Origin of the sequence: Alkaliphilus flagellatus (assembly GCF_018919215.1) — a bacterium.
GTDB lineage: Bacteria > Bacillota > Clostridia > Peptostreptococcales > Natronincolaceae > Alkaliphilus_B > Alkaliphilus_B flagellatus.
This window is the reverse complement of record NZ_JAHLQK010000001.1, coordinates 1-25,776: the sequence shown is the minus strand read 5'-3', so window position 1 is coordinate 25,776 and position 25,776 is coordinate 1. Positions and strand designations below refer to the sequence as shown.

Annotated in this window: 25 protein-coding genes and 2 tRNA genes; all 27 read right to left on the bottom strand. The window is 32.3% G+C overall.

The genetic code is table 11. The annotated features are described in order from the left end of the window. Window positions 1-403: 403 nt before the first annotated feature. A complete protein-coding gene (nagZ, locus tag KQI88_RS00135; protein ID WP_246579063.1) occupies window positions 404-1,690 on the bottom strand; it encodes a beta-N-acetylhexosaminidase in 1,287 nt (428 codons plus the stop codon). A gap of 283 nt (window positions 1,691-1,973) precedes the next feature. Then, on the bottom strand, window positions 1,974-2,081 hold the full coding sequence (locus tag KQI88_RS00130) for a helix-turn-helix domain-containing protein (protein WP_216414342.1): 108 nt from the start codon (window positions 2,079-2,081) through the stop codon (window positions 1,974-1,976). Between the two features lie 97 nt (window positions 2,082-2,178). After that, on the bottom strand, window positions 2,179-2,913 hold the full coding sequence (locus tag KQI88_RS00125; protein WP_216414341.1) for a nucleoside phosphorylase: 735 nt from the start codon (window positions 2,911-2,913) through the stop codon (window positions 2,179-2,181). A 1-nt stretch (window position 2,914) separates the two neighbouring features. Then, window positions 2,915-4,231 (bottom strand): FAD-dependent oxidoreductase, encoded by a 1,317-nt coding sequence (locus tag KQI88_RS18395; protein ID WP_216414340.1) that lies wholly within the window; start codon window positions 4,229-4,231, stop codon window positions 2,915-2,917. After that, the gene (locus KQI88_RS00115) at window positions 4,221-5,132 is read right to left on the bottom strand and encodes an ABC transporter permease (RefSeq protein ID WP_216414339.1); all 912 of its coding nucleotides are present in this window, start codon (window positions 5,130-5,132) and stop codon (window positions 4,221-4,223) included. Before KQI88_RS00115 ends, KQI88_RS18395 begins: the two co-directional genes overlap by 11 nt. Window positions 5,133-5,137: 5 nt before the next feature. Continuing rightward, window positions 5,138-6,190, bottom strand: a complete 1,053-nt coding sequence (locus tag KQI88_RS00110; protein WP_216414338.1) for an ABC transporter permease — start codon at window positions 6,188-6,190, stop codon at window positions 5,138-5,140. Beyond that, window positions 6,190-7,725 carry an ABC transporter ATP-binding protein gene (locus KQI88_RS00105; protein WP_216414337.1) on the bottom strand — a complete coding sequence of 512 codons (1,536 nt, stop codon included), beginning with the start codon at window positions 7,723-7,725 and terminating at the stop codon, window positions 6,190-6,192. Before KQI88_RS00105 ends, KQI88_RS00110 begins: the two co-directional genes overlap by 1 nt. A 69-nt stretch (window positions 7,726-7,794) precedes the next feature. Then, window positions 7,795-8,838, bottom strand: a complete 1,044-nt coding sequence (locus tag KQI88_RS00100) for a BMP family lipoprotein (protein WP_216414336.1) — start codon at window positions 8,836-8,838, stop codon at window positions 7,795-7,797. 50 nt (window positions 8,839-8,888) lie between these two features. Then, the gene (locus KQI88_RS00095; RefSeq protein ID WP_216414335.1) at window positions 8,889-9,554 is read right to left on the bottom strand and encodes a Crp/Fnr family transcriptional regulator; all 666 of its coding nucleotides are present in this window, start codon (window positions 9,552-9,554) and stop codon (window positions 8,889-8,891) included. A 294-nt stretch (window positions 9,555-9,848) separates the two neighbouring features. Beyond that, on the bottom strand, window positions 9,849-10,067 hold the full coding sequence (locus KQI88_RS00090; RefSeq protein ID WP_216414334.1) for a DUF1653 domain-containing protein: 219 nt from the start codon (window positions 10,065-10,067) through the stop codon (window positions 9,849-9,851). A 231-nt stretch (window positions 10,068-10,298) separates the two neighbouring features. Then, window positions 10,299-11,648: a phosphoglucosamine mutase gene (gene glmM, locus KQI88_RS00085; RefSeq protein ID WP_216414333.1), complete on the bottom strand. Its 1,350-nt coding sequence runs from the start codon at window positions 11,646-11,648 to the stop codon at window positions 10,299-10,301. Between the two features lie 432 nt (window positions 11,649-12,080). Next, window positions 12,081-12,623 carry a 2-oxoacid:acceptor oxidoreductase family protein gene (locus KQI88_RS00080; protein ID WP_212380531.1) on the bottom strand — a complete coding sequence of 181 codons (543 nt, stop codon included), beginning with the start codon at window positions 12,621-12,623 and terminating at the stop codon, window positions 12,081-12,083. A 1-nt stretch (window position 12,624) separates the two neighbouring features. Continuing rightward, a complete protein-coding gene (locus KQI88_RS00075; RefSeq protein ID WP_216414332.1) occupies window positions 12,625-13,371 on the bottom strand; it encodes a thiamine pyrophosphate-dependent enzyme in 747 nt (248 codons plus the stop codon). Then, on the bottom strand, window positions 13,371-14,432 hold the full coding sequence (locus KQI88_RS00070) for a 3-methyl-2-oxobutanoate dehydrogenase subunit VorB (RefSeq protein WP_216414331.1): 1,062 nt from the start codon (window positions 14,430-14,432) through the stop codon (window positions 13,371-13,373). Before KQI88_RS00070 ends, KQI88_RS00075 begins: the two co-directional genes overlap by 1 nt. Before the next feature lie 27 nt (window positions 14,433-14,459). Continuing rightward, complete coding sequence (locus KQI88_RS00065; RefSeq protein WP_212380537.1) at window positions 14,460-14,684, bottom strand: 4Fe-4S dicluster domain-containing protein; 225 nt, start codon at window positions 14,682-14,684, stop codon at window positions 14,460-14,462. Between the two features lie 97 nt (window positions 14,685-14,781). After that, window positions 14,782-15,453 carry a nucleotide-binding protein gene (locus KQI88_RS00060; protein ID WP_216414330.1) on the bottom strand — a complete coding sequence of 224 codons (672 nt, stop codon included), beginning with the start codon at window positions 15,451-15,453 and terminating at the stop codon, window positions 14,782-14,784. An 11-nt stretch (window positions 15,454-15,464) separates the two neighbouring features. Continuing rightward, window positions 15,465-16,541, bottom strand: a complete 1,077-nt coding sequence (buk, locus tag KQI88_RS00055; RefSeq protein WP_216414329.1) for a butyrate kinase — start codon at window positions 16,539-16,541, stop codon at window positions 15,465-15,467. Between the two features lie 21 nt (window positions 16,542-16,562). Then, on the bottom strand, window positions 16,563-17,471 hold the full coding sequence (ptb, locus tag KQI88_RS00050) for a phosphate butyryltransferase (RefSeq protein ID WP_216414328.1): 909 nt from the start codon (window positions 17,469-17,471) through the stop codon (window positions 16,563-16,565). A gap of 387 nt (window positions 17,472-17,858) precedes the next feature. After that, window positions 17,859-19,583: a sigma-54 interaction domain-containing protein gene (locus tag KQI88_RS00045; protein ID WP_216414327.1), complete on the bottom strand. Its 1,725-nt coding sequence runs from the start codon at window positions 19,581-19,583 to the stop codon at window positions 17,859-17,861. A 119-nt stretch (window positions 19,584-19,702) separates the two neighbouring features. After that, entirely contained in the window at window positions 19,703-20,926 is a 1,224-nt protein-coding gene (locus KQI88_RS00040) for a CdaR family protein (protein WP_216414326.1), read from the bottom strand. Then, window positions 20,919-21,746: a diadenylate cyclase CdaA gene (gene cdaA, locus KQI88_RS00035; protein WP_216414325.1), complete on the bottom strand. Its 828-nt coding sequence runs from the start codon at window positions 21,744-21,746 to the stop codon at window positions 20,919-20,921. The genes KQI88_RS00040 and cdaA overlap by 8 nt, the downstream gene beginning before the upstream one ends. Window positions 21,747-21,935: 189 nt before the next feature. Beyond that, a complete protein-coding gene (locus KQI88_RS00030) occupies window positions 21,936-22,082 on the bottom strand; it encodes a hypothetical protein (protein ID WP_216414324.1) in 147 nt (48 codons plus the stop codon). 529 nt (window positions 22,083-22,611) lie between these two features. Beyond that, the gene (locus tag KQI88_RS00025; RefSeq protein ID WP_216414323.1) at window positions 22,612-22,773 is read right to left on the bottom strand and encodes a hypothetical protein; all 162 of its coding nucleotides are present in this window, start codon (window positions 22,771-22,773) and stop codon (window positions 22,612-22,614) included. Between the two features lie 66 nt (window positions 22,774-22,839). Further along, on the bottom strand, window positions 22,840-23,922 hold the full coding sequence (locus KQI88_RS00020; protein ID WP_216414322.1) for a polysaccharide biosynthesis protein: 1,083 nt from the start codon (window positions 23,920-23,922) through the stop codon (window positions 22,840-22,842). 4 nt (window positions 23,923-23,926) lie between these two features. Further along, window positions 23,927-25,345, bottom strand: coding sequence for an aspartate aminotransferase family protein (locus KQI88_RS00015; protein WP_216414321.1), 1,419 nt, complete (start codon window positions 25,343-25,345; stop codon window positions 23,927-23,929). A 117-nt stretch (window positions 25,346-25,462) separates the two neighbouring features. After that, a tRNA-Ser gene (locus KQI88_RS00010) sits at window positions 25,463-25,551 on the bottom strand. Between the two features lie 82 nt (window positions 25,552-25,633). Further along, window positions 25,634-25,708 (bottom strand) — tRNA-Glu (locus KQI88_RS00005). Window positions 25,709-25,776 lie beyond the last annotated feature (68 nt).

Genomic DNA, 25,776 nt, shown 5'->3' with positions numbered 1-25,776 from the left:
CCTTATTACTTTTTAATATAATTACTAATATATAGTTTTACAGTGTATTTATTCACATCCTTTCATTAATATTCTAAATTAAAATGTTTAACTATGGTAAAATAAACATTACGCCCTACTATTAATGCATAATTAGTTATAGTTTGAAGTTTATTATAATATATATATTAACAATAGTCTATAATAAAAAGGTAATTGTCAAATTTTAGATTTACCTTAGTATAAACAATTTTTTTATAATTTATATTTATGTACAATTAACATTTTAAATTACTACCTTATTGTTTTTTAAAAAGCAGTAGTATAAGAGACAATGCCTACTTAAATTATAAAAAAATAAAATAGAGATCTACACCTTATAGTTTAGATCTCTATTTTAAGCTTTAAAGCTAACATTATATTTTCAGTTTTGCTTCACCTTTTCTACTAGCTTACCAATATCTCTATTAATTTCTTCAACATTCAGATCCTCAATTACTAAATCCTCTAGCCCATACTTCTCCTTTAGTTTTAATATTTTATATACACTTTCATCGATTCTATCTATTGAAATAATACCAGTATCGACTCCAGTCTTTATTGCATTAAATACAGTTACCGCTTTTTCGTAATTATGACCTACTAGAATTATATCTGTCCCTGCTTTAATAGACCTAACAGCTGCATCACCTATGTTATAATTTTTTTCTATAGCTCCCATCGTCATATCATCTGTAATAACTACACCTTCAAATTTCAACTTATCTCTTAATATGTCGTTAATAACTATACTAGACATAGAAGCAGGATACTCGGGATCTATCTGTGACATAAGAATATGAGATACCATAACCACATCTGCCCCATTATCTATAGCGTGTTTAAATGGCACGATCTCAAAATCCATTATTCTTTTTAAATCATGATCCACAACTGGTAGTCCAATATGTGAATCAACACTAGTATCTCCATGACCTGGAAAATGTTTAATTACAGGTATTACCCCTTCTTCCTTAATTCCCTTAAACATTTCAAGTCCCATAGTTGAAACAGTTTCTATTGTATCTCCAAATGATCTATTTCCTATTACAGGATTTAGGGGATTACTATCTACATCTAATACAGGCGCAAAATTCATATTATATCCAAACTTTTTTACCGTCTGTCCTAATAATCTACCAGCTTCAAATGCTAAACTACTATTCTCTGTTTTACCTATGCTTCTTGCTGTAGGAAGTTTTTTAACCTCATTAGGATTTCTACTGACAACTCCACCTTCCTCATCTACTGAAATAAACAAGGGTGCTTTATTGGAAGAATTGCTACTTTTTAAAGAGTTTATTAAAGATAATAGCTGATTGCTATCCTTCACATTTTTCCTATATAATATTATTCCACCTACATGGTAAGATTCTATAAGTTCCTTTACATTATCATTTACATCATAACCATCCATACCTACTAAAACTAATTGTCCAATTTTTTCGTCTAGAGTCATTTCATCTAATTGTAGCTTTATTTCATCTGTTGGCTCTTCCTTCTCTTGATTATGGCTTTCTGTTATTTTCTCTTCCTCCTTATTATCTTCTTCTACTTGCTTTGGATTATCGTTATTTCCAGTTTCTCTTGGTGTGTTTATACTGGTGCAACCAATTGATAAAACCATTGTCATCGCAAGTATAGATGTCAGAACAGCTTTTTTATTAATCATTTTTATCCCCTCTAATTCAAGTATCGTTTGTAACCTTTCATAAATATTTATCCGATTACTTTGCGTTCTGTCGGAGTAAAAACTCCCTCTGAACTGATTCTTAGTTTATAGCTAACTAATTTGCTGTTAATAATATTGACGATAAATGCTAAAAATAAGTTTTTTCATTGGATTATATCAGAACACTATATTATACTTACAATACACCAAAAATTCAAATGAAAAATTAAGATTTCATTAAGAAATTTACTTTAATTCTCAATGAAACCTTATAGCAACGTACTTACCGTTGATTATTATTCTTATATTCTTCATCTTCCATATATTCTAGTATATCACCAGGTTGACATTCTAACTCTCTGCAAATAGCTTCTAAAGTTGAAAGATACATGTTCTTTCCTTATTGTTTTTAAGAATAAAAACGCCCTTAGATTTATCCTTATCCATAAAATGGGCGACAATAAATCTAAGGGCTTTAAAATATTAAACTACAGTTTTGAAATTTCATAGAAGGTTTCTAGGGCTAAAATAATCTCATTTTCCTCACCCTTCATTTCCTCACTACCTTCATCAACTAAATTATTAATACTATCCTTAGTACTTTCCTCAAATAACACAACATTGTTCAATATACTTGCAACCTTAATGCCTCTTAAACTTCCTAGAGTAAATAGGGTTGCCGTTTCCATATCTGACCCTAATACTTGTTTCCTACTCCAATATTTCGATAGTTCCTCAGAATCATCTATGTAAAAGGAATCATGACTTCTAACTATTCCACTATGAAACTTATAATTCAGTTCCTTTGCCTTCTTCACCATAATGCTAATTAATTCTAAGTCACAGGATGCAGGATAAGTAGATTCAACATACATTTTAGATGCTCCTTCATCCCTAACAGCAGATATAGGAATAATAAGATCCCCAATATTAATATTCTTTTGAAGAGCTCCACAACTTCCAACTCTAATTATATATTTAGCTCCTATAGCGCAATGTTCCTCTATAGCAATAGCTGCAGAAGCTCCACCTATTCCCGTTGATGTGGCAGTAACTTTTACTCCCCTATAATATCCGGTTATAGTTTTAAACTCTCTATTGTAGCTAACTTCCCTTACATCTTCTAGAAAAGTGGCTATTTTGTCTACTCTTTTAGGATCTCCTGGCATAATGACCATAGGTGAGACATCTTCTTTACTGCATCGTATATGAGGTTGTAACATATCACTCATCTCCCTTAATACTTTTTAAATATAATTCAGGCAATACTTCCAATAGGCTAGGATTAATAAATAGAGATTGGGATATTTTTTCTAAAGTACATCCTCCATCAAACCATAATGCACTATCTGCCATTAAATCACTAGAATTATCACTTACAATCCAATATCCTAACAATTCATTATCACGGTATATCAGCTTAGCAAAACCATCTAACTCTTTGGCATAACCCCTATATAAATTTCTTAAATTAACCTTTGAAACCTTATAATTTTCCGTTTTTAAATCATTTTCACTTTTTCCTATACCAGATATTTCCTGTAGACTAAATATACTTCTAGGAAGTGAGCTATAGTTTTTATTAATTTCTTTTCCTATACATAGATATTTGGCTAAAGACAACCCTTGATTATATGCAACATGGGCCATACCAAGCGTACCATTGGCATCACCAATAGCATAAATGTTTTCTACAGAAGTTTTTAAGTTATTGTCTACATGAATTTTATTTTCATCGTAGATTATCCCTAAATCCTCTAAACCATTTATCTTATTTAGCTTTCTAATGGAAGTGTATAATAAATAATCTGCTTTTATAATATTCCCTTTAGTAGTTATAGCCTTTATCTTATCTCCATCTTCCAAAGCATCTATAATATCATCTTCACAGTAAAAATTAACATTTTTAGTTCTAAGTCTTTCTACCAAGCTATCCTTTAAATCTGTATCTGAATCCTGTAGAATATCTGCTTCGCGAAGGACCATATCTATCTTTACCCCGTAGGAGGAATATATATCTGCAATTTCTACAGCCTCTACCCCGCCACCTACTATTAATAATTCTTCAGGTAAATTTTCTAGATCTATCAATTCCTTATGACTAATCGCTCTTTTACAATCTTTAAGTACAACCGGAGATGTACCTGTGGCGAGTACAAAAATTTCAGAAAGCAAATGTTCTTCTCCTACTTTAAATGTATTTCTATCTAAAAATTCACCATCTCCAAAATATAAATCTATTCCTTCTAATTCATCCTCTATACAGGCTTGCAGACCTAATATTTTCTCACGACCTCTTTTATATACATCATTTAAATTAACATTTAAATCTACCCCATAGGATTTTATAACTTTTTTACTCTTTAAAAAGTCTAATAGATTATCTTTATGCACCTTTACAGGCAGACAACCTGTAGAAATAGCTGTACCTCCTAATTTTGATTTTTCCACTATAGCGATCTTTTTCCCATATTTGTTATAAGCTCTTGCAAAGGTTATTCCTGCTATTCCCGATCCTATTACTATGGCATCATACTTCACTGCTTTTTCTCCTTTGGAATGTTTTTTGAGATACTATAAACAATACAACAATTGTCGCTATATATGGGATCATTTGAGTAAATTGTGAAGGTATTCCAACACTTTGAAGTCTAATACCAAGAGCATCAAAAAAACCAAACAATAGGGCTGCAAAAAAAGCTTTTATTGGATGGGAAGAACCAAATATAATAACAGAAAGTGCTATAAAGCCTTTGTTGGCGCTCATATTTTCAGTAAATAGGGTCAAATATCCAAGAGATAAATGAGCTCCAGCAAAACCACAAAGTATTCCGCAGAGTATAGAACTAATATATTTCATTTTCTTAGGACTAACTCCTGCTGTCTCTAAAGCCGCTGGACTCTCGCCAGATGCTCTAAGCCAATATCCCATAGGTGTTTTAAATAAAAATATGTACACTAGTATTACTAATATCCAGCTTATATAAACAAAAATTGAATGATTATTAAATATTGCATCTAGAACTGGAAACTTTGCTAAAAAACCTATGTTTATGTCTGGTAGTGGAATAATATCTGGAGATGAAAATGCTCCCTTTACACCAAAAATTGTTCTAAGTAAAAATACAGTAAGGCCAGCACCTAATATATTAATAGCAACCCCTATAACAAACTCGTCAGATTTTAGCTCTATAACGAATATTGCAAATAGAAGTCCTATCAAAATTCCTGAAATAACCGCTAAGCCTACTCCCATTGCAGAACTGGCAAAGAAGTAACTCCCAACAACAGCAAAGAAGGCACCAAGAAGAATCATTCCTTCCATCCCTATGTTTAAAATACCAGACTGCATGGTTAATAGTCCTCCTAATGCAGCTAATATAAGTGGTGTAGCAGTTCTTATCATGTTTTGTAATAAAGATAAGTTAAAAATATCCTTCATATAATCTATGCCCCTTTCTTACTAAGATTTTTTCTTTTGAAAAATTCCTTAAATCCAGTTTCACCTGCCATAAATAAAATAATAAGTGCTTGGATAACTGCCACAAGTTCAGATGATATACCAGTTTCCAATTCCATTACTACAGAACCTGTTTTCAAAGCGGCAAAAAATATTGACATAATAATAATTCCTAAAGGATTGTTTTTTACAATTAAAGCTATTAACATTCCGTCAAAGGCATACCCTTTTGAAAGGTTTGGTAAAAATCTATAGTGAAGTCCATATACTTCAAAGGCTCCTGCTATACCACATAGGGCACCAGAGATTAGCATTGCTACTATCATGTACTTTTCTGTAGCAAGCCCCATATATTTAGTAAATATATTATTTTCTCCAATCATTTTAAAATCATAGCCATAGGAAGTTTTCTTAATTAAGTAATAAATAAATATAGCAATCATAGCTGTATAAATAATACTAGTGTTAAGCTTTGATACATCCATAAGCTTTGAAAATTTATATTGGTCCGCAATAAGATTGGAGCCTCCCATGCTGCCATCTGTTGCCTTAAAAGGATAATTAACTAAGTAACCAGTAAACAATAAAGCTATGCTATTAAGCATAACACAAACAATTACTTCATCAATTTTAAACTTAACTTTAAGTATAGCTGGTATATAACTTAGAGCTGCACCAGCTATAGCTGCACATACTATGGCTAAAACAACACCTAGGGCTACAGGTAATCCTTTAAATGTAAACCCTATATACGTAGCAGCAAAGGCACCAAGATATAGCTGACCTTCTCCTCCTATATTAAATATTCCTGTCATGAAGGCTATAGCTGTAGCAAGACCAGTTAAAATAAGAGGTACTGTTTTTGTAAAGGTAGTCGCTAATGCATATTTACTACCAAAGGCTCCAGTAATAAGTGCACCATAACCTTGAATAGGGTTTTTACCATTAAAAATCATAATGGCACCCCCTAATATTAGTGCTAATAATATAGAAGCTGTTATGGACAAAATATATTCACCATCTAACTTAAATTTCTTCATTAGAAATTCACCTCTTTCGCTCTATTTCCAGTCATATAATAGCCTATATCACTTTTATCTATTTCATCTGTATTAAACTCTCCTGTAACCTTTCCTTCATACATGGTTATAATTCTATCTGATAACCTAAATATTTCATCTAACTCTGCAGATACTAGCAGTATTGCACAGCCTTCATTTCGTTTTTTTATAATTTCCTCATGTATAAATTCTATAGCACCTATGTCTACTCCCCTAGTTGGTTGGGATATCAATAATACTTTAGAATCAAAAGAAAACTCCCTAGCAATGACTACTTTTTGCATATTTCCACCAGATAGATTTTCTACTTTTACATTCTCACTAGCTGTTCTTACATCAAACTTATCTATAAGTTTCTTTGAAAAATTTCTTACAACATCAGATTTAAGATGTATACCTTTCTTTGCAAAGGGCTCAGTATGCTGTTTACCCATAAGCATATTTTCCATAATAGAACCTTTTCCATTTAAACCAGTAGACATTCTATCTTCAGCTATATGAGAAACCCCTATATTTCTAATTTGATTAGTATTGAATTTAGTAGTATCTGTATTTAATATTTCCATCTTTCCGCCTTCTATAGGAGTCATACCACTTATAGCTTCTATTAGCTCCGTTTGTCCATTTCCTTCTATACCTGCAACTCCAAGAATTTCACCAGCTTTCACCTGAAATGAAACTCCATTTAAAGCCATAAACCCTCTTTTATCCTTAGCTTTTAAATTATCAACTTGTATAAGCACTTCTCCCTGTTTATTTTCCTTATGTAATTTATCGAATAAAACTTCTTTACCTACCATCATTTCAGATAAAATCTTTTCATCTACTTCATTAGTATTTTTAATTCCTATAAGCTTACCTGCCCTCATAACTGCTACTCTATTAGATATAGCAAGAACCTCATTTAGCTTATGGGTAATTATTATTACGGTTTTACCCATCTCCTTTACTAATCGTCTAATTACAACAAATAATTCTTCAGTTTCCTGGGGTGTAAGTACGGCAGTAGGCTCGTCTAATATAAGCACATCTGCACCTCTGTATAGAGTTTTTAATATTTCAACTCTTTGCTGAATACCAACGGATACCATCTCTACAGGAAGCTTAGGATCTACTTTTAGTCCATATTCTTCACTAATTTTTTTAGTACTTTCAATAGCTTTTTTTTCATCAACAAATATATTGTTTTTTCTTAATTCCATTCCTAATACAACATTTTGTGCTATTGTAAAGGATGGAACTAACATAAAGTGCTGATGAACCATTCCAACTCCCTTATCTATAGCGGTTTTCGGATTAAAGTTCTGTATTTTTTCTCCTTTAATATATACTTCTCCTCCAGTAGGCTTATAAAGACCATACATAATTTTCATCAAGGTTGATTTACCAGCTCCATTTTCTCCTACTATGGCAAATACTTCACCTTTATTAATTTCTAAAGATATATTATCATTTGCTAATACCCCTGGAAATTTTTTAGTAATATTTTTTAGTTTTATTACAGGTTCTACCATATGATCCCTCCTTATCAATCTATGTATGAAAAACGAAGAAGCCTACAGACTTCTTCGTTTAAAATTACACTATCTAGCTTCTGTTACTTTTATTTCTCCACTAACTATTTTCTCTGTGATTTCTTCTAATTTAGATTTCATTTCATCAGTAACAAATTGTTTCATATCACTTGTACCATATCCAATTCCTATGCCGTTTTCTTTCATTCCGTAGGTTAGTATTTCTCCACCTTTTACAGATCCATTTCCTATATTCTCGATTGTTTCATAAACAGATAATCCCACATTTTTAATCATGCTATACATAATAACATCTGGATTAATGTATCTTTGATCAGAGTCAACACCAATAGCATACTTACCAAGGTCTTTTCCAGCTTCAAATACACCTTCACCAGTTTTTCCAGCAGCATGGAATATGATATCTGCTCCTTTGTTGTATATAGCCATAGCAGATTCTTTTCCTTTTGTTGGATCTTCAAAATCTCCTGCAAAAATAACATCTACCTTCATATCAGGATTAATATATTTCGCACCTTCTTCATATCCTACTTGGAAGTTTCTAATAACAGGAATATCTACACCACCAACCATACCGATATGTCCTGTTTCACTTAACATTGCAGCTAAAGCTCCAGCTAAGAAAGAACCTTCATTTTCTTTATATTGTATAGATACAATATTATCTATACCTGTAATCGCATTATCTACATACACATATGTTTTTGTAGGGAATTGTGGCGCAATTTCTTGAATTACATCATAAAACTCAAAACCAACAACAACTATAATATCACCATAATTTGAAGCTTGTACTAATTGGTCTGATAATAAAGCAGGATCATTTTTACATTCTAATACTTTGCCTTCAACACCTAGATCCTTTTTTGCCAACTCTAGACCTTCATTACTTGAATCGTAAAAAGATCTGTCCCCTAATCCACCTGAAACTACTAATCCTACCTTTACCTTTGATTCTTTAGTTACATTACCACCATTAGCATTACCTTCATTGTTATTACCTTCATTGCTAGCTGGCTTGCTTGAACATCCTGCAAATACAAGCATAGCCACCATAAGTAGGCTTATTACTTTAACTATCTTATTTTTCATTTAAAACGTCCTCCTTCATATATTAATTTTTTAAAGCACACAAATTAAAATTAGAGCATTTTTTCAAGTTCTATTTCCAGCTTAATTCCTTTAACATCTAATATTTGAATAGTGTTTTCACTATTAACTATTAACTTTTTTTCAGCAAGCTCTTTTAATACTCTATTAATACTTCGTTGTGTAACTACAAACTTTTCACTTAAATATTTCTTGCTAATTTCAACTTCATATTTGCAGTTTTTTTCCCAAGACTCTAATAAATATAGACATACTCTGTATTTCAATGAATATAGGGTATCATTGATGGCTTTTTCGGATAAATTATAGAAATTTTCGCAGATTGATCGTAAAATATATAGATTGATTTCTTTATCCTCTTCTATCCATTTTAAGAAAAATTGCCTTTCTAGCCTCATTACTGTAGTATCTTCTAAAGCTTCAATTTGACATACATATGGCTTTAAATCAAATATTTCTAATTCACCAAAATAATTTCCCTCTTTATAGACACTTTGAGAGTAACTCTTACCTTTTTCTGAAGTATGATATATATTTGTTTGTCCACTTAATATGACATAAAAATAAGGGTATATATCCCCCTGATAACATATAACTTCATTTTTAGGGTAATGTAATACCTTCCAATCTTGTAAATTAGGATATTTAGATACATATTTTAAAATCTCTTTATCTTTACCGTTCACGACTTCTTTCATTATCATTCTCCTAACTCTATTTTGCATTAAAAAATTCTTTTGATTAAGGACATATGTCCTCTAATTAAAAGAATTTTTTAATGTAATATTATAATGTATACATGTAAATTTTGTCTCTTTATTATTTCTATATTCAATCCAATTTCCCTTTTTTTTATCAACTTTTCTTTATACTATTTTTAACCTTATAAATACAACGTTTCCTGTTGAAATTAACTTTACTACTAACTTTTTCAATAACAGAATATAGAACATTTAACTCTATATCTATAATTCCATATTTTATATTAAATACTATTCACATTCTTCAAATCTATTTACTAATATTCCATTTACCTCAACCTGCTCTAGAAACATATCTAGAGGTCTTACCCATATTCCCATCTCACCATAAAGTGGCTGGTAAACAACAATATCTTCTAGTGTTTCAGAATGCTTTGCTAAATGTAATACTAAATATTCATTCCCTTTAAAATGTCTATATTTCTTTCCTATCTTTATATTTCTTTTCATATTTTACACATCCTTATTATATATCTAAAATTTATTCCTATATTAATATATATCCACCATTAGACAATCTATTATTATAATAAAAACCGTGAATAATGACAGAAATTCTATCTGTAATATTTCACGGTTTCTATGCAATCATATTTCGACAACAATTATTACCCGGGAAATCTATAATCCGACAATAATTATTATTTCTTCAACTTTTCTAGCAACTTTTTTCGATGAAAATCAACCTAATCTTTCTTCAATCAACTTAGCAAGATTTGTTGCCAATGTATTTAATTCTTCTTGATTTTTTCCTTCTAACATCACCCTTACTAGTGGTTCTGTACCAGAAGGTCTAATTAGTACCCTTCCCTGTCCAGCCATTTTTTCTTCAATAGATGTAATTTCCTTCATTATTACTGGGTCTTCCTTATATGCTCCTTTGTTCTCCTTTTTAACCTTTGCATTAATCAGCACTTGTGGATAAGAGGTCATAATACTAGCTAGTTCAGATAGTTTTTTTCCTTCCTCCTTCATTGTAGCAATTAACTGAATAGCGGTTAAAAGTCCATCTCCTGTAGTATTATGGTCAAGAAAAATTACGTGTCCAGACTGTTCTCCACCTAATGAGTAACCACCCTTTACCATTTCCTCTAATACATATCTATCCCCAACCTGTGACTTTATAACACTACATCCATGCTCCTTCATAGCAATTTCAAGTCCAATATTGCTCATAACTGTACCTACTATAGTATCTTTTTTTAATCTGTTATGTTTTTTTAAGTTAGCACCACATATAGCCATTATATGGTCCCCATCTACTATTTCAGCATTTTCATCTACTGCAATTAATCGATCTGCATCCCCATCAAATGAGATACCAATATTTGCGCCAGTCTCTTTTACAAGTTGTGCAATTACTTCAGGATTTGTAGATCCACAACCTTTATTAATATTTGTACCGTCTGGATTATCATTAATAACAGTAATTTCAGCACCAAGATCCTTCAACAACTTTGGTGCTGATTTATAGGCCGCACCATTACCAGCATCTACAGCAATCTTTAAACCTTTAAAATCACAGTTTAAGGTTGTTTTTAAAAAATCAGTATATTCATCTATACTATTATTATCATGAATAATTATACCAACATCCTTACCTTCAATTTTAACATCAACATCACGATCATTCAAAATATATTCTTCTATTTCATCTTCAACTGCATCAGGTAACTTATATCCCTGACTATTAAAGAATTTAATACCATTATATTCTGACGGATTGTGAGATGCTGAAATAACTACCCCAAAATCCGCTTCCAAATATCTAGTTAAGTAGGCTACAGCAGGAGTTGGAATAACTCCTAGAGAAATAACATCTACGCCCATTGATAAAAATCCTGCAGTCATTGCAGATTCCAGTAAATCTCCCGAAACTCGAGTATCCTTTCCGATAACTACCTTTGCTCTTTTATTATTATCCTTACTCAATATATATGCACCTATACGTCCTAGCCTATAAGCTAATTCTGGAGTTAAGTCTCTATTTGCGATTCCTCTAACACCATCGGTTCCAAATAATTTTCCCATTCCTTACTCTCCCTTCAATCCAAGTTTCTAGACAATTTTACTACACTTTAAACCTATGCAAAAATAATTACATATGTCACTATTTGATAAGTATATATTAGAATAAAGGGTTCTTATTGAAGTTTTTTAACCAAATAAGCCTTTATTGAAACGCGTCTGTAGTAAAATCCTATTAAGAAATTTTATATTTTCCTATACATTACTAAAAGTATACCCACTTTTATATTATATCATAGTAGTAATAATAGAAAAAGTCGTCTGATGCTATCTACTTAAATTTTAAGATTCTGCTTTAAAGGTTTAAGAATTTAAAATATTTCTGACCTACTTCTTATTCAGATATTCTCAATAATTAGGAAATTTATACTTCCTAGGTAAATAAAAAAACTCTCACCGTTAATTGATGAGAGTTTTTCTATTATTATTTTAAAACTATCTAACTGCAGCTGCTCCTCTTTCAAGAGCTTCTTTGTTTAATGGAACTAAATGTTCTTTGCTAGGACCGTATACTTTTTTGAAAGCTTCAAGTACTGAATCAACTTCTACAGCCTTTGTAAGCTCTAAGTGAGCTCCTAACATTATCATGTTAACTACTCTGCTATTTCCCATTTCATTAGCAATTTCGTTAGCTGGAACATAGTAAGCCTTAACATCATCTCTAGATGTTTTTCTTTCTATTAAAGAGCTATTAATTACTAAGATTCCATCTTTTACTATGCTATTTTCGAACTTATCAAGAGAAGGTGCGTTCATTATAATAGCAGATGTTGCATCATTTGTAATAATTGGAGATCCAACTGGTGTATCAGATACCATAACTGCACAGTTTGCAGCTCCTCCACGCATTTCTGGACCATAGGAAGGTAACCAAGAAACTTGTTTATTTTCGATCATTCCTGCATAGGTTAATAATTGGCCTGCGGACATAACACCTTGACCACCGAATCCTGCTAATACTATTCTTTCTGTTGCCATATTATTTCCCCTCCTCTGGTGTACGGAAATTTCCTAGTGGATAGTAAGGAATCATATTATCTTCTAACCATTTCATTGCTTCTGGAGCTGTTAATCCCCAGTTTGTTGGACATGTAGAAAGTACTTCTACAATACCAAATCCCTTACCTTCTAATTGTACTTCAAAAGCTTTTTTAATAGCTTTTTTAGCTTTTCTAATATTTGCAACGTTATGAACGGATACTCTTTCTACAAAAGCTGCTCCATCAATTGTAGCTAACATTTCAGCCATTCTTATAGGTCTTCCTGATAATTCTACTTGTCTTCCTTGTGGAGCTGTTGTAGCTTTTTGTCCAACTAAAGTTGTTGGAGACATTTGTCCACCAGTCATACCGTAGATACAATTGTTAACAAAGATTGTAGTAAACTTTTCTCCTCTATGTGCAGCATGAACAATTTCTGCTGTACCAATGGAAGCTAAGTCTCCGTCTCCTTGGTATGTGAATACAACATTTTCTGGAAGAACTCTTTTAATACCAGTTGCTACGGCTGGTGCTCTACCATGAGCTGCTTCGTGCATATCACAGTTAAAATAATCATAAGCAAGTACTGAACAACCTACTGGAGCTACACCGACAGTTTTTCCTAGTACTCCTAGTTCTTCTAATACTTCTCCTACTAATCTATGAATAATACCATGGGTACATCCTGGACAATAGTGAGTTTGTTTTTCTGCTAAACCTTCTGTTTTCTTAAATACTACAGACATTATTTTACACCCCCTAAGACTTCCTTAGCTTTTGCGATGATTGCATCTGGTGTAGGAACCATACCACCTGTTCTTCCGTAGAAGTGTACTGGAAGTCTTCCTTCGTTTGCAATTTTTACGTCATCGATCATTTGACCTGTACTCATTTCTACAGATATTAAAGCTTTTGCACTTGCTGGAATTTCATCGAATGCTTTTGTAGGATATGGCCATAAAGTAATTGGTCTAATAAGTCCTGCTTTAATTCCTTCTGCTCTTAATGCTTCAACTGAGTTTTTAACAATTCTTGAAGTTGTACCATAAGCTACGAATACAATTTCTGCATCGTCCATTTTGTACATTTCATACATTGTTTCATTTTTTTCTATTTCTTTGTATTTTCTATCTAATTTCCAGTTATGGTCTTCAAGTGCTTGTGGATCTAAGAATAAAGAGTTAATGATATTTGGCTTTCTCTTACCTTCTGTTCCTGTTGTTGCCCAATCTTTTGCAGGTAATTCTCTTTTCTTAGGCTCATTAAACTCAACAGGCTCCATCATTTGACCAATCATACCGTCTCCTAGTACGATTACTGGAGTTCTATAATAATCAGCTACGTTGAAAGCTTCCATTGTTAAATCAACAGCTTCTTGAACTGTAGCTGGAGCATATACTGGGTGTCTATAGTCTCCGTTTCCTCCACCTCTTGTAGACATAAAGTAATCCGCTTGAGAAGGTTGAATACCACCTAGTCCTGGACCACCTCTAGAAATATTTATAATAACACATGGTAGTTCAGCACCAGCGATATAGCTTATTCCTTCTTGCTTTAGAGCAACTCCTACAGAAGATGAAGATGTTAATACTCTTGTTCCTGTACCAGCAGCACCATATATCATATTGATAGCAGCTACTTCTGATTCAGCTTGAACAAACGCTCCGCCAACTTTTGGTAATTCTCTAGACATAAATTCAGGTAATTCACTTTGTGGTGTAATTGGGTAACCGAAGAAATATTTACATCCTGCCTTAATAGCAGCAGCACCAAGAGCTTCGTTTCCCTTCATTAATACTTTAGCCATGGGTATGTCCCTCCTTACAATTTTATATTAATCTTCTTTTTCTACAGTAATAACAACGTCTGGACAAATAGTTGCGCAGCTTGCACATGCAATACACTTATCCATTTCTTCCACTGTAGCTGGATGATATCCTTTAATATTAATTCTGCTTGTATCCATCTTAATTATTTTAACTGGACAAACAGTTGTACATAGAGTACACCCTTTGCATCGATTTTCATCGAATGTAACTTTACCTTTTATCTTTGCCATTTTTAACCCTCCTTTTATAATTATCCAATAAACTTGAGGTAATAAATATATCTAATGCCTTCATCGACCACTGTCTCCAGCAATAAGAACTTGTTCTTTACATCCAATCTTCACGCATAATCATTTTAATAGGCATTATCTGGCCTTCCAAATCCTTTGGTAGATCTTTTGCAACACTTTCGATAGCACTCACATACTTAATAGGTATATTTAACTCCTTAGAAACCTGTCTACAAAGTTCTTGACCCTTTAAAACATCCTCCACTGTAGTATGTCTTAACAGGTGGGTGTTATTAATAAGTCCTGTTACCTTAGCTCTTGAAGTTCTTTCAATAGATTGGATATGATGGATCACACCTTCTACTGTTTGTGTTTCAGGTCTATTAGCATTTACTACACAAAACATATCATATTTACCTTCTACTAAATATTCATGGTATCTACCTAAGGTCCTTGCACCCATTGAGTCACCACCAACATCCATTACAAAATCATAGCTTTCATTTTGCATTGGTCCTAAAATACCAGCGGATATAGAAGGCAGGTCAGTTCCAGACCCCTCTACATAACTTGATTCTACTTCAATTCCATAGCTTTGTAAAAGTTTAAATTTTTCTCTACTTCTAAAATATGGGTTAACAACATCTAAGTCAGCTAATGCCACTTTTTTACCTTTCTCTGCTAAATTAATAGCATAGTTTACGGAAAATTCAGTTTTACCACTTCCATAATGTCCTATTATTATACGGACTCTATTATCATTAAGCATTTTCATCACCTTTATTGGTATTTTTTTGCTTGTTCTTCTCCACGTAATACTCTTAATCCACCCTCAGCTAAAGCTATCATTTCATCTTCTCCTGGGTAAATTAAAACTTGAGATATAAATTCAACATTTTCTTTAATCCATGCTGTAAACTCTTTATCGTATGCGATTCCACCAGTTAGAATTATAGCATCTACCTTACCTTTTAAGACAGCTGCACAAGCACCAACTTCCTTAGCCACTTGATATGCCATTGCCTTGTAAACAAGTTCAGCTTTTTTATCACCTTGCTCGATCATCTTTACAACTTCTCTACCATCGTTTGTTCCAAGATATGCAACAAGTCCACCATTACCTTTGATTAACTTTTTAATATCGTTGTGGCTATATTCTCCTGAGAAACAAAGTTTAGCTAATTGTCCTACTGGTAGACCACCTGATCTTTCTGGTGAGAATGGTCCGTCTCCATCTAAAGCATTATTTACATCTACAACTCTTCCAGCTTCATGAGCACCTACTGAAACTCCACCACCAAGGTGAGCAACTATTACATTTACATCTTCGTATGCTTTACCCATATCTTTTGCTGCTCTTCTTGCAACAGCTTTTTGATTTAGTGCATGGAAAATACTTTTTCTATCTAATTGTGGTATACCAGAAATCCTAGCAATGTCATCTAGTTCATCAACAACAACTGGGTCAACAATAAATGATGGAATATTTAATTGTCCAGCTATTTCATGGGCGATTATTCCTCCAAGATTAGAAGCATGCTCTCCAAGTACTCCTACTTTTAAATCTTCAAGCATTGCTTCATCTACTGAATATGTTCCTCCAGTAATTGGCTTTAATAATCCACCTCTACCTACTACAGCAGCTAGCTTAGTTAAGTTAATTCCCTTTTCATTTAATGTTTCAAGAATAACATTTTTTCTAAATTCATATTGATCAAATATAGTTTCATATTTTCCAATTTCTTCAGATGAATGTCTTAATACTTCTTCAAATACATTCTTCTCATTATCAAAAATAGCAATTTTCGTTGATGTAGATCCTGGGTTAATCGTTAATATTCTATAAATTTCACTCATTAATATTTCCGCCTCTCTAAACTAGAATAATTTAGCTGCACATAGTACGCCTAGTGCAATTGAATATAATTTTGCCTCATCGCTATCAGCTCTAGAAGTTAAAACAACTGGGGCTTTTGCTCCCACAATAAGTCCAGCATTTTTAGCATTAGCAAAGTATACCATAGATTTATATAAAATGTTACCAGCTTCAATATCTGGTGCCAATAATATGTCAGCTTGTCCAGCTACTGGGTGGTCTATCCCTTTATGCTTTGCAGCTTCAACAGAAACTGCATTATCTAAAGCAAATGGTCCACCTACAATGCATCCTGTAATTTCACCATTTTTATTCATTTCTTCCAAAGCTACTGCATCCATTGTATCAGGCATCTTTGGATTTGCTTTTTCTTTTGCACAAATTACAGCAACCTTTGGCTGGTCTATATCTAATGCATGAGCAACTTCTACAGCATTTTGAACAATTTGTTTTTTAGTATTTAAATCTGGAGCAATATTCATAGCTGCATCAGTTACTAGGAATAAATGATCATATCCTTGTACGTCAAATACAGCTACGTGACTTAGCACATTACCTGTTCTAAGTCCAATTTCTGCATCTAATACAGCCTTTAAAATAATAGAAGTATCTACTAGCCCCTTCATTACCATGTGAGCCTTTCCTGTAGAAACTAGTTCAACTGCCTTTCTAGAAGCTTCAGTTAAATCTTTAATATCGATAATTTCAAATTGAGCTAAATCAATATTCTTTTCAGCTGCAATTTCTTCAATCTTTTCCTTATCTCCTACTAAAATAACATCAGCAATACCTGCTTGTTTAGCTTGATTAACAGCTGATAAGACATCAGCATCCTGGGCACAGGCTACAGAAATTGTTTTAGGTCCTCTTTGTTTAGCTATTTCCATTACTTCTTGAAAGTTTTTAATCATAACAGCTTCACCTCTTATTCACATGTTTTTATATTTTAATATACAAATAATAAGTTGCATATTAATTAAGCCATAATTATGGCTAATATATTATCTAATTAAATTTCCATTGCTAGATTCTAAGCACTTAAAAGTTAGCATAAATTTTAAATACTATAGAAGTCAATATTATAATTGTATCATTATACGACTATTTTCTCCATATATTTTAACGTGCAAAACTTATGCCAAATCCACTGTTAAAAAATAATAATTATCCTTTGTCGAAATTTGAAGCATAGGATAGTGTGTTATATATTTAAATCTAGAATTTTTTTTAAATTTTATACAATCATGCAATTAATTGCATGAAATATATTGCACGATACCATGCAATATATTTCACTTTTATATTTCTATAGCATATTTCTCAATTTTATAATATAAATTTCGTACTGAAACTTGTAATTCCCTAGCGGTAACAGTACGATTACCATTATTCCTCTTTAACGCACTTATAATTACTTCTCTTTCTAAACGATCCATTATTTCCTTTAGTCCTTCATTATTCTCATATTTTATACGGCTACTAATTCTACTATCTTTATTAAATTGTAACCTATCATTATAAAAAAGTTTTGGAAGATGTTCTTCTTTGATTATAGTTTCACTATATTTCATATTTATCATAGATCGTCCAATAATATTTTGTAACTCCCTTACATTACCTGGCCAATCATAAGTTTTAAGCTTATTTAAAGCTTCTATATCTATTTCTTCTACACTTCTACCATACTCCTGATTAAACTTTTTTATTAAATGTAATATCAAGTGATAAAAATCATTTTTCCGTTTTCTTAGAGGTGGAATATGAATTGGTAATACATTTAATCTATAATAAAGATCCTCTCTAAATCTACCTTCCTCTATTGCCCTTTCTAAAGGAGCATTAGTAGCGGTAATTACACGGACATCTATATTGATATGATTGGTGCCACCTACCCTAACTATTTCTTTCTCCTGTAATACTCGTAATAGCTTAACTTGAGTACTCAGTGGAATTTCGCCAATTTCATCTAAGAAAATAGTTCCACCATGAGCCTGTTCAAAAAGTCCAATTTTTCCTCCCTTAAGAGCTCCAGTAAATGCCCCCTCCTCATAACCAAAAAGCTCACTCTCCAATAGGTTCTCACTAATAGCTGCGCAGTTTACTCTAACAAACTGATTGTACTTTCTATAGGATAGATTATGAATTGCATGGGCAAAAAGTTCTTTCCCAGTTCCACTCTCACCTCTTAATAATACTGTAGCTGGCGTTAATGCTGCCTGCTTTGCCTTTTGCATAGCAGTAATCATAAGTTCATCATTACCAATAATATCATCAAATGTATACTTTGCTTCTAGGTTGCGTATAATTTGTTTTGCCTGCATTAACTCGCTATTCAACCTTTTGATTTCAGTTAGATCATGGAGTACACCGACACTACCTTTTAGCACGCCGTCTACAATAATAGGAGCTGCACCTGCCACTACTTCTTTGTTACGTGGACCTACCTTTAACCTAACATCCTTTACGGGTTTTTTTGTTCTAAGGACCTTCATATGGACACTTTCACCTTTGACAATATCCGTAGTTGCAGGCTTTCCTATAATATCCTTTTCTGAAAGTCCAATTAGTTGAGTGTAGGCAGGATTAATTAAAACTCCTATTCCATTCTCATCACAAACTGAAATGGCATCTTGAGTAGAATGAAAAATTCCCTCTAATAAGCTTTGCATCTCTTTCAACTTATAAATTTCATCATTTAAATCCATTATTTCACTAATATCCCTAAATACTGCCACAGCTCCAATAGTATTGCCTTGTTCATCCTTTACAGGCATTCTGCTAGTAATTATTGATATATCTGAAACAATTTGTCTACGATTAAGCTCTGATTCGCCTGTTTCTAATATATAAGGAAGTCTTGTGCTTGGAAGGATTTCTTCTATATGTTTACCTAATACATCTTTTTCATTAAAACCTAGAATTTTCTCTGCTGCTTTATTAAATAATGTAATGTTACCATTCATATCTACAGCAATAGTGGCATCGTGGGTGCTATTTAAAATAACATCTATCTCCTTTAACATACTATCACCTTCTTCTTTCCTAAAAGTCGTCTGATAATACCCTATTGACTATACCTTCCTATACTGTGAGGAAACCGGATACTCTTTAGTTATCCGGTCTTCATATACTAGCTTTTTTATTATTTTTTTTCAACGAGTTTTATATTAATAGTTTCTGGGTTTAACTGCAGTTCCTTCACATCCTTTTCAATAGTAAAAGGAAGTTGTACCACCGGTTCAATTGTATATTCATTTGCAGTCAATTCCTTTAAGTCCACTTCTATACTAATATCACTTTCTTTAATACTATCTAATACACTTCTTAAAGCTACGACTTTTACATCTACACTTTCAGGAATATTATTTTTATCAACTTTAAGTTTTTCATTCAAATTATTAAATATTATTTTATCTTTAGGAATCTTATAGGTCTCTTCCTCTACTTTTTGTAAAGATATACTAACAGTAATAGGTACTTCCTCTTGCAAAGTTACTCCTTGAGGTAGCTTTAGTTTTGTTTCTATTACTTGATCGGTAGTCAAGTTTTCAACTTGAACTATATCGGTTGTAATTTCAGTAATTCCTTTAAGAATTTCTTCTTGTCCCTTTAGTATAACTTCCTTTGGATTAATTTCTACATTACTAATTACATGTCCATCTCCTGTAGTAACTTGCAAATCTGGTTTAATCGGTACAGATTTTAATAAGTCAATGGATAAAGATACATCTACATAGGCAGTTTTAACCTCCACACCTGGCACTTCTTCTCCTCTACTGTTAACCGGCTTTAATGGTAAACTTAATAAAAGATTTTTTGTTTCTCCAGTAACATCTAACTTTGCAACTACATTTTCCACAGAATTAACGTAGCTTTCAGGCCCTTCAATCCATATTGCTGTAGGTTTATAGTCTAGATTTCCTACAACATAGTTTTTCTTAGGACTACCAGTAATTAAAACCTTTACATCTCTTTGTTTCTTTGTAATCTCTTCTAATTCTACACGAATAAATCTTGGGCTCACATCTATCCCTATATTATTTGGAGCAGAAATCTCTAAAGGAACATTGTTTACTCCTAACTTATAGCCCCTTAAATCTGCTTTTATTTGAATTTGCTCTGGAGATATTTTAAATACCTCATCTCTCCGTCCAGTTAATCTTACCCTCACTCTAAAATCCTCACTGCCAACAAGTACAAGGCCTTGTGCTTTAAGTTCTTCTAAATTTACAAGTTTTACCGGTACGTTTACTAAATCACGACTAACCCTTGGATTAATTACACTCATTACATAAACCCATAAAACAAGAGCAAAAAGAATAGAAATAATCTTAGGTGCCAAATTTCTAATACCTGTTTTATTCATCCTTATGCCTCCATTTCATCTTTAAAAATTGCCACTGACGATTTTCTTCCGCCTTATAGCTTTGAAGTAATATGTCAGACAATTTTTTAGTATCAAGAAATCTTTTAAGCTTCCCGTTTTCTGCAACTGAAATAACTCCAGTTTCTTCTGAAACAATAACTACCATGGAATCCGATCTTTCGGTAATACCTATAGCAGCCCTATGTCTTGTGCCTAAAGCTTTACTGATATTCGGATTGTCGGTTAAGGGAAGTAAACAACCTGCAGCTAATATTTGACTCTTTCTAATAACCACAGCTCCATCATGTAAAGGAGTATTTGGAATAAAAATATTTATGAGTAATCCACTGGAAATTCTACCACCAATTTGTGTTCCAGTTTCAACCACTTCACTTAGCCCTGTTTCTCTTTCAATAACAATAAGAGCACCAATTTTTTGTCTCGAAAGGGATCCTACAGCATCTACCAATTCCCCTACCGTATTTTTTATTTCTTCCTCTTCTATATCAACTATGGATTTTGTTAAAAATTTTGTCCTACCTATATATTCAAGAGCTCTTCTTAATTCCGGTTGAAATACAATAAGTAGAGCAATAAATCCTACAGTCATTGTGTTTTTTAAAATCCAATTAATTACATGTAGTTGAAGCCATCCACTTAATGGCGTGGCAATTAATAATACTAATATTCCTTTTATAAGCTGTTCTGCTCTTGTTTCTCGAATAAGCATATACAGTTTATAAAAAACAAAGGCAACTATAACCATATCTGCTACATCTCTTATACTTATATTTCTAAATAACTCTATAACTTGTTCCACTCAAAACACCCTCTTGTCTTGAATTTTATATATTAAGATATAAATCCTTATTTTTATATTTTACTCATAATATTATATTATCCTAATTTTATAAAAAAAGAAATGGTAATTAATAAAATACAAACTAGAAAGTAGGATTCTTAAGAATCCTACTTTCTAGTTATAATCATTTTAAAGAAAATTATAAGTTTATTCTACATTATTTATATAATCAAATTTTAGTTTAGTCATCTCAACATATTGCTCATAGGTTATTTGCCCATTCTTATATAATATGTTTACAATCTCAATAAAATCCTTACATATCTCTATAATATCTTCTCTTAACATATTCATATGATACTTCCTCCTAATTTCCAGTATCTAAACATACTTAAATAATATAACAAATACCAAAAAATGCAAGTAAATAATATAGTATTGTAAGCAAGTCATTCTACAGTCCTATAATATTATAATTTCATGGCCTTAATATAATATGATATGTCAGCATAAAATATGATTAGAAATCAAATAAAAATTCCTAAAACTGTTGTTAAGTTCTAATAAAGTCAAACATTTAGTCCTTCACCTAACAAATAACACTTAGTTTTTTTGTTTTTAATACTTACAAACTGTGCATGGCTTCCATCAGTTAAATCATAGGATAGCAGGAATGCCATTTTACCAGGTGCCCCTTATAAATTAAGACTATATCCTTAAAATTAACTTTATTACTATTTTTCTCAAATACATTCATGTAATTGCCCATGTTAAAATCAAACTATCTTTGTTTTATAGTTATTCCCTATTAACAATTACTATTATATCAAATATTTATGGTAAACAAGTTATTTTACAAAAAAATCAGGTGTTCTAACCTGATTTATCTAGAATAGAATCCACAAAATAGAACAACTAATAATAAATAGAAAAATAATAAGCTAGTATCATCTTTGTCAAACAAACCACTTTTCATAAATACTACAGCCAAGAGTAAAAAGAAAAATAATAAGCTACTTTTAGTTTTTTTATTTTTAATAATCATAATTTCTCCTCCCAAAACACTTATGTTATTATCTATATTATTCAATGGGAGAAGAAAAGTTCTTAACTATATACTATGTGCTTTTTTCATGTTCTTAATAACACTTTCGATATGTTTTTCGTCTATTACTTTTTCAAAACTTCTAAGCCCAGCAACCTTAAAACCATGTTTTTTCGCTAACTTATTTATTTCATCTACCTTTTCAATTTGCATTTCTCTGCCTAAACTAAAATTTTCATATTTACCTTCTAAAGCTAAAATCATTGTTTCAGCCATACATGCATAACATAGTCCTTCAGGAAATCCAAAATTAAAATTAAAATTTACTTCTTTAGGAACTTCAATTACTCCACCTTCTATAACTAGCACATCTTTACGCTTTTCTTGTACTAACTTCGAAACATCTCTTGGTCTAGCTACATCGCAAACAACAGCACCACTTTTAATATATTCTGCCTTAATAACATCATCAACACTACTGGTTACAGTAATAACTACATCTGCATTCTCAATACCATTACTTACATTAGTGCAGCACTCTACTTCTACCCTATAGCCATACTTTTGATTAAGTTCCAGCTTAATCTCAATAAGTCTCTGTATATTTCTACCTACTAAAATAACCTTTTTCGCTTCTCTACATGCTAGTTCAGCACAAACCTTTCCTATAGAACCTGTAGCGCCTACAATAGCAACTTCACTCTCTTGTAAATTTTTCCCTAATAAATTACATGCCTTCCTAGTAGCTTCAAAAGCAGCGGCCACTGTATAAGTATTCCCAGTAGTTACAGCAATGTTTAAGTTTTTAGCAACTGTAACTCCCGCATCTCCTACAACGGATGTATATGCTCCTAACCCTAGTATTCTTGCACCTAATTTTTCAGCTATTCTTCCTGAGTCAATTATCTTTTTAAGGACATACTGATATTGCATATTCACCATCATATTAGAAGTTAATGGTATACCAATAAACCACCCTTCAGCTTCTTGAGATTCACTTTTTATATCTGTGATCTTTGAGGTAACTGAAGGCGATACATTACTAACTATTTTTTCAACCATCATTTTTGGTAGTATCTTTAGATATTTATATTTTCTATAAATATCATCTATTTCTATAGGATGGATTAAAAATGCGAATCTGTTCATATTATTATCTCCTTCCATTAAAAACAGATTTAATTAGATTTTTAGTATTATTTAGTGCTATGGTTCCAATACTTCTGTTTTTCATCAATATTTCTTCTAATGAACTAGCAAACTTATCTAATTGCTCATATGTAACCGTTAAAGGTGGTTCAATTCTAATTACATTCGGATTATTCAAAGTATAAGCAGTGATAATATTATAATTATTAATTAACTCGCTAGCTACTATGCCTCCAGTATATTCATCAACTAATTCTCTTGTATTGTTAGTAATTACTCGATCTATTAGAGGTATATTCATAGTGTCAAACTCCAATCCAATCATTAGACCTCTTCCTCTTACTTCCTTTAGTAAAGGATACTTATCCTTTAATCTTAGTAACTTACCAATTATATAATTTCCTTTTTCCAAAGCTTCGTTTTCTAAGTTATTCTCCGCAATAAATTCTATAGTAGAAATACCTGCTGCCGATGCCCATGTATTGCCACCAAATGTGGAAGTATGAAGCAAACATCTATCCATAGTTCCGTATCCTCTTTTCCATACATCCTCATTTGCAATATAGGCTCCTATTGGGATAATACCTCCTCCTAAAGACTTAGCCATACACATAATATCTGGTACCACCCCTTCGGCCTCACATGCAAACCAATATCCTGTTCTTCCAAAGCCCGTTTGTATTTCATCTGCAATTAAGAGCACGCCATATTGTGAGCAAATATCTTTTGCCTTTCTTAAGTATCCAATTGGTGGAACAATAATTCCACCCTCTCCTTGTATAGGCTCAACAATAAATGCTGCTATATCATCATATTTTTCTAATACAAGTTTAAGTTCATTAATATCGCCATAAGGCACCTCTACTGCCAATGGAACCATCGGACCAAAGTATTTTTTATATTTATTTCTTCCAGTAACAGATAAAGCTCCCATTGATTTACCATGAAATGCCCCTTTACAATAAATAATTCTAGATTTTTCAGTTGCAATCTTAGCTAATTTTAATGCTCCTTCTACAGCCTCTGCACCACTATTACAGAAAAAAGTATACTTTAAATCTCCAGGTGTTATCTTAGCTAGATTTCGTGCTAAAACACTTGGTAAGCTATGCATTCCAGATTGTAATAAATTGGGTAGATGACTTATACTATTCAAAGCATTAATTACTGTATCGTTGTTATGACCAATATTTAAAGCACCGTAGGCACCAAGAAAATCTAAATACTCTTCTCCATTTTTGTCCCAAACTATCATATCTTTTGCCCTTACAAAAGTTTTATTAAAACCTAACATTTTTAAAAGTCTAGTTAAATGCAAATTAATATGTTGTCGATAATTTTCTTCAATATCTTTCTGTTCCAGATTTAAAGCTTGATCTAAAGAAATAAGCTCCTTTTCTTTACTCATGACTTCTTGTACCATAAGCTACACCCCTTATAATATATTTATTTGTATATCTAATGAGTTTTTCCAGCTTATGGTTTTTTTATTCCATATAATAAAAAAACAAGAGATAATATTATCTCTTGTTAATAGTTTTGGCGGAAAGGGTGGGATTCGAACCCACGGCCCCTTTTGGAGTCACTGATTTTCGAGATCAGCTCCTTCGACCACTCGGACACCTTTCCATTATTAAACTTAATAAAGCTGGTAGCAAGACTTTCCTTATTGTAAGGTAGACTCTACTCCAGCTTTATCTATATATTATTTTGGTGACCCCTAGGGGAATCGAACCCCTGTTACCGCCGTGAAAGGGCGGTGTCTTGACCGCTTGACCAAGGGGCCAAATTGGTTGCGGGGGCAGGACTTGAACCTGCGACCTTCGGGTTATGAGCCCGACGAGCTACCAACTG

Excerpts from the sequence above, each read along its gene's own strand:
- nagZ (WP_246579063.1), bottom strand. The coding sequence starts at position 1,690 with ATGATTAATAAAAAAGCTGTTCTGACATCTATACTTGCGATGACAATG.
- KQI88_RS00130 (WP_216414342.1), bottom strand. The coding sequence starts at position 2,081 with ATGTATCTTTCAACTTTAGAAGCTATTTGCAGAGAGTTAGAATGTCAA.
- KQI88_RS00125 (WP_216414341.1), bottom strand. The coding sequence starts at position 2,913 with ATGTTACAACCTCATATACGATGCAGTAAAGAAGATGTCTCACCTATG.
- KQI88_RS00115 (WP_216414339.1), bottom strand. The coding sequence starts at position 5,132 with ATGAAGGATATTTTTAACTTATCTTTATTACAAAACATGATAAGAACT.
- KQI88_RS00110 (WP_216414338.1), bottom strand. The coding sequence starts at position 6,190 with ATGAAGAAATTTAAGTTAGATGGTGAATATATTTTGTCCATAACAGCT.
- KQI88_RS00105 (WP_216414337.1), bottom strand. The coding sequence starts at position 7,725 with ATGGTAGAACCTGTAATAAAACTAAAAAATATTACTAAAAAATTTCCA.
- KQI88_RS00100 (WP_216414336.1), bottom strand. The coding sequence starts at position 8,838 with ATGAAAAATAAGATAGTTAAAGTAATAAGCCTACTTATGGTGGCTATG.
- KQI88_RS00095 (WP_216414335.1), bottom strand. The coding sequence starts at position 9,554 with ATGAAAGAAGTCGTGAACGGTAAAGATAAAGAGATTTTAAAATATGTA.
- KQI88_RS00090 (WP_216414334.1), bottom strand. The coding sequence starts at position 10,067 with ATGAAAAGAAATATAAAGATAGGAAAGAAATATAGACATTTTAAAGGG.
- glmM (WP_216414333.1), bottom strand. The coding sequence starts at position 11,648 with ATGGGAAAATTATTTGGAACCGATGGTGTTAGAGGAATCGCAAATAGA.
- KQI88_RS00080 (WP_212380531.1), bottom strand. The coding sequence starts at position 12,623 with ATGGCAACAGAAAGAATAGTATTAGCAGGATTCGGTGGTCAAGGTGTT.
- KQI88_RS00075 (WP_216414332.1), bottom strand. The coding sequence starts at position 13,371 with ATGTCTGTAGTATTTAAGAAAACAGAAGGTTTAGCAGAAAAACAAACT.
- KQI88_RS00070 (WP_216414331.1), bottom strand. The coding sequence starts at position 14,432 with ATGGCTAAAGTATTAATGAAGGGAAACGAAGCTCTTGGTGCTGCTGCT.
- KQI88_RS00065 (WP_212380537.1), bottom strand. The coding sequence starts at position 14,684 with ATGGCAAAGATAAAAGGTAAAGTTACATTCGATGAAAATCGATGCAAA.
- KQI88_RS00060 (WP_216414330.1), bottom strand. The coding sequence starts at position 15,453 with ATGCTTAATGATAATAGAGTCCGTATAATAATAGGACATTATGGAAGT.
- buk (WP_216414329.1), bottom strand. The coding sequence starts at position 16,541 with ATGAGTGAAATTTATAGAATATTAACGATTAACCCAGGATCTACATCA.
- ptb (WP_216414328.1), bottom strand. The coding sequence starts at position 17,471 with ATGATTAAAAACTTTCAAGAAGTAATGGAAATAGCTAAACAAAGAGGA.
- KQI88_RS00045 (WP_216414327.1), bottom strand. The coding sequence starts at position 19,583 with ATGTTAAAGGAGATAGATGTTATTTTAAATAGCACCCACGATGCCACT.
- KQI88_RS00040 (WP_216414326.1), bottom strand. The coding sequence starts at position 20,926 with ATGAATAAAACAGGTATTAGAAATTTGGCACCTAAGATTATTTCTATT.
- KQI88_RS00030 (WP_216414324.1), bottom strand. The coding sequence starts at position 22,082 with ATGAATATGTTAAGAGAAGATATTATAGAGATATGTAAGGATTTTATT.
- KQI88_RS00025 (WP_216414323.1), bottom strand. The coding sequence starts at position 22,773 with ATGATTATTAAAAATAAAAAAACTAAAAGTAGCTTATTATTTTTCTTT.
- KQI88_RS00020 (WP_216414322.1), bottom strand. The coding sequence starts at position 23,922 with ATGAACAGATTCGCATTTTTAATCCATCCTATAGAAATAGATGATATT.
- KQI88_RS00015 (WP_216414321.1), bottom strand. The coding sequence starts at position 25,345 with ATGGTACAAGAAGTCATGAGTAAAGAAAAGGAGCTTATTTCTTTAGAT.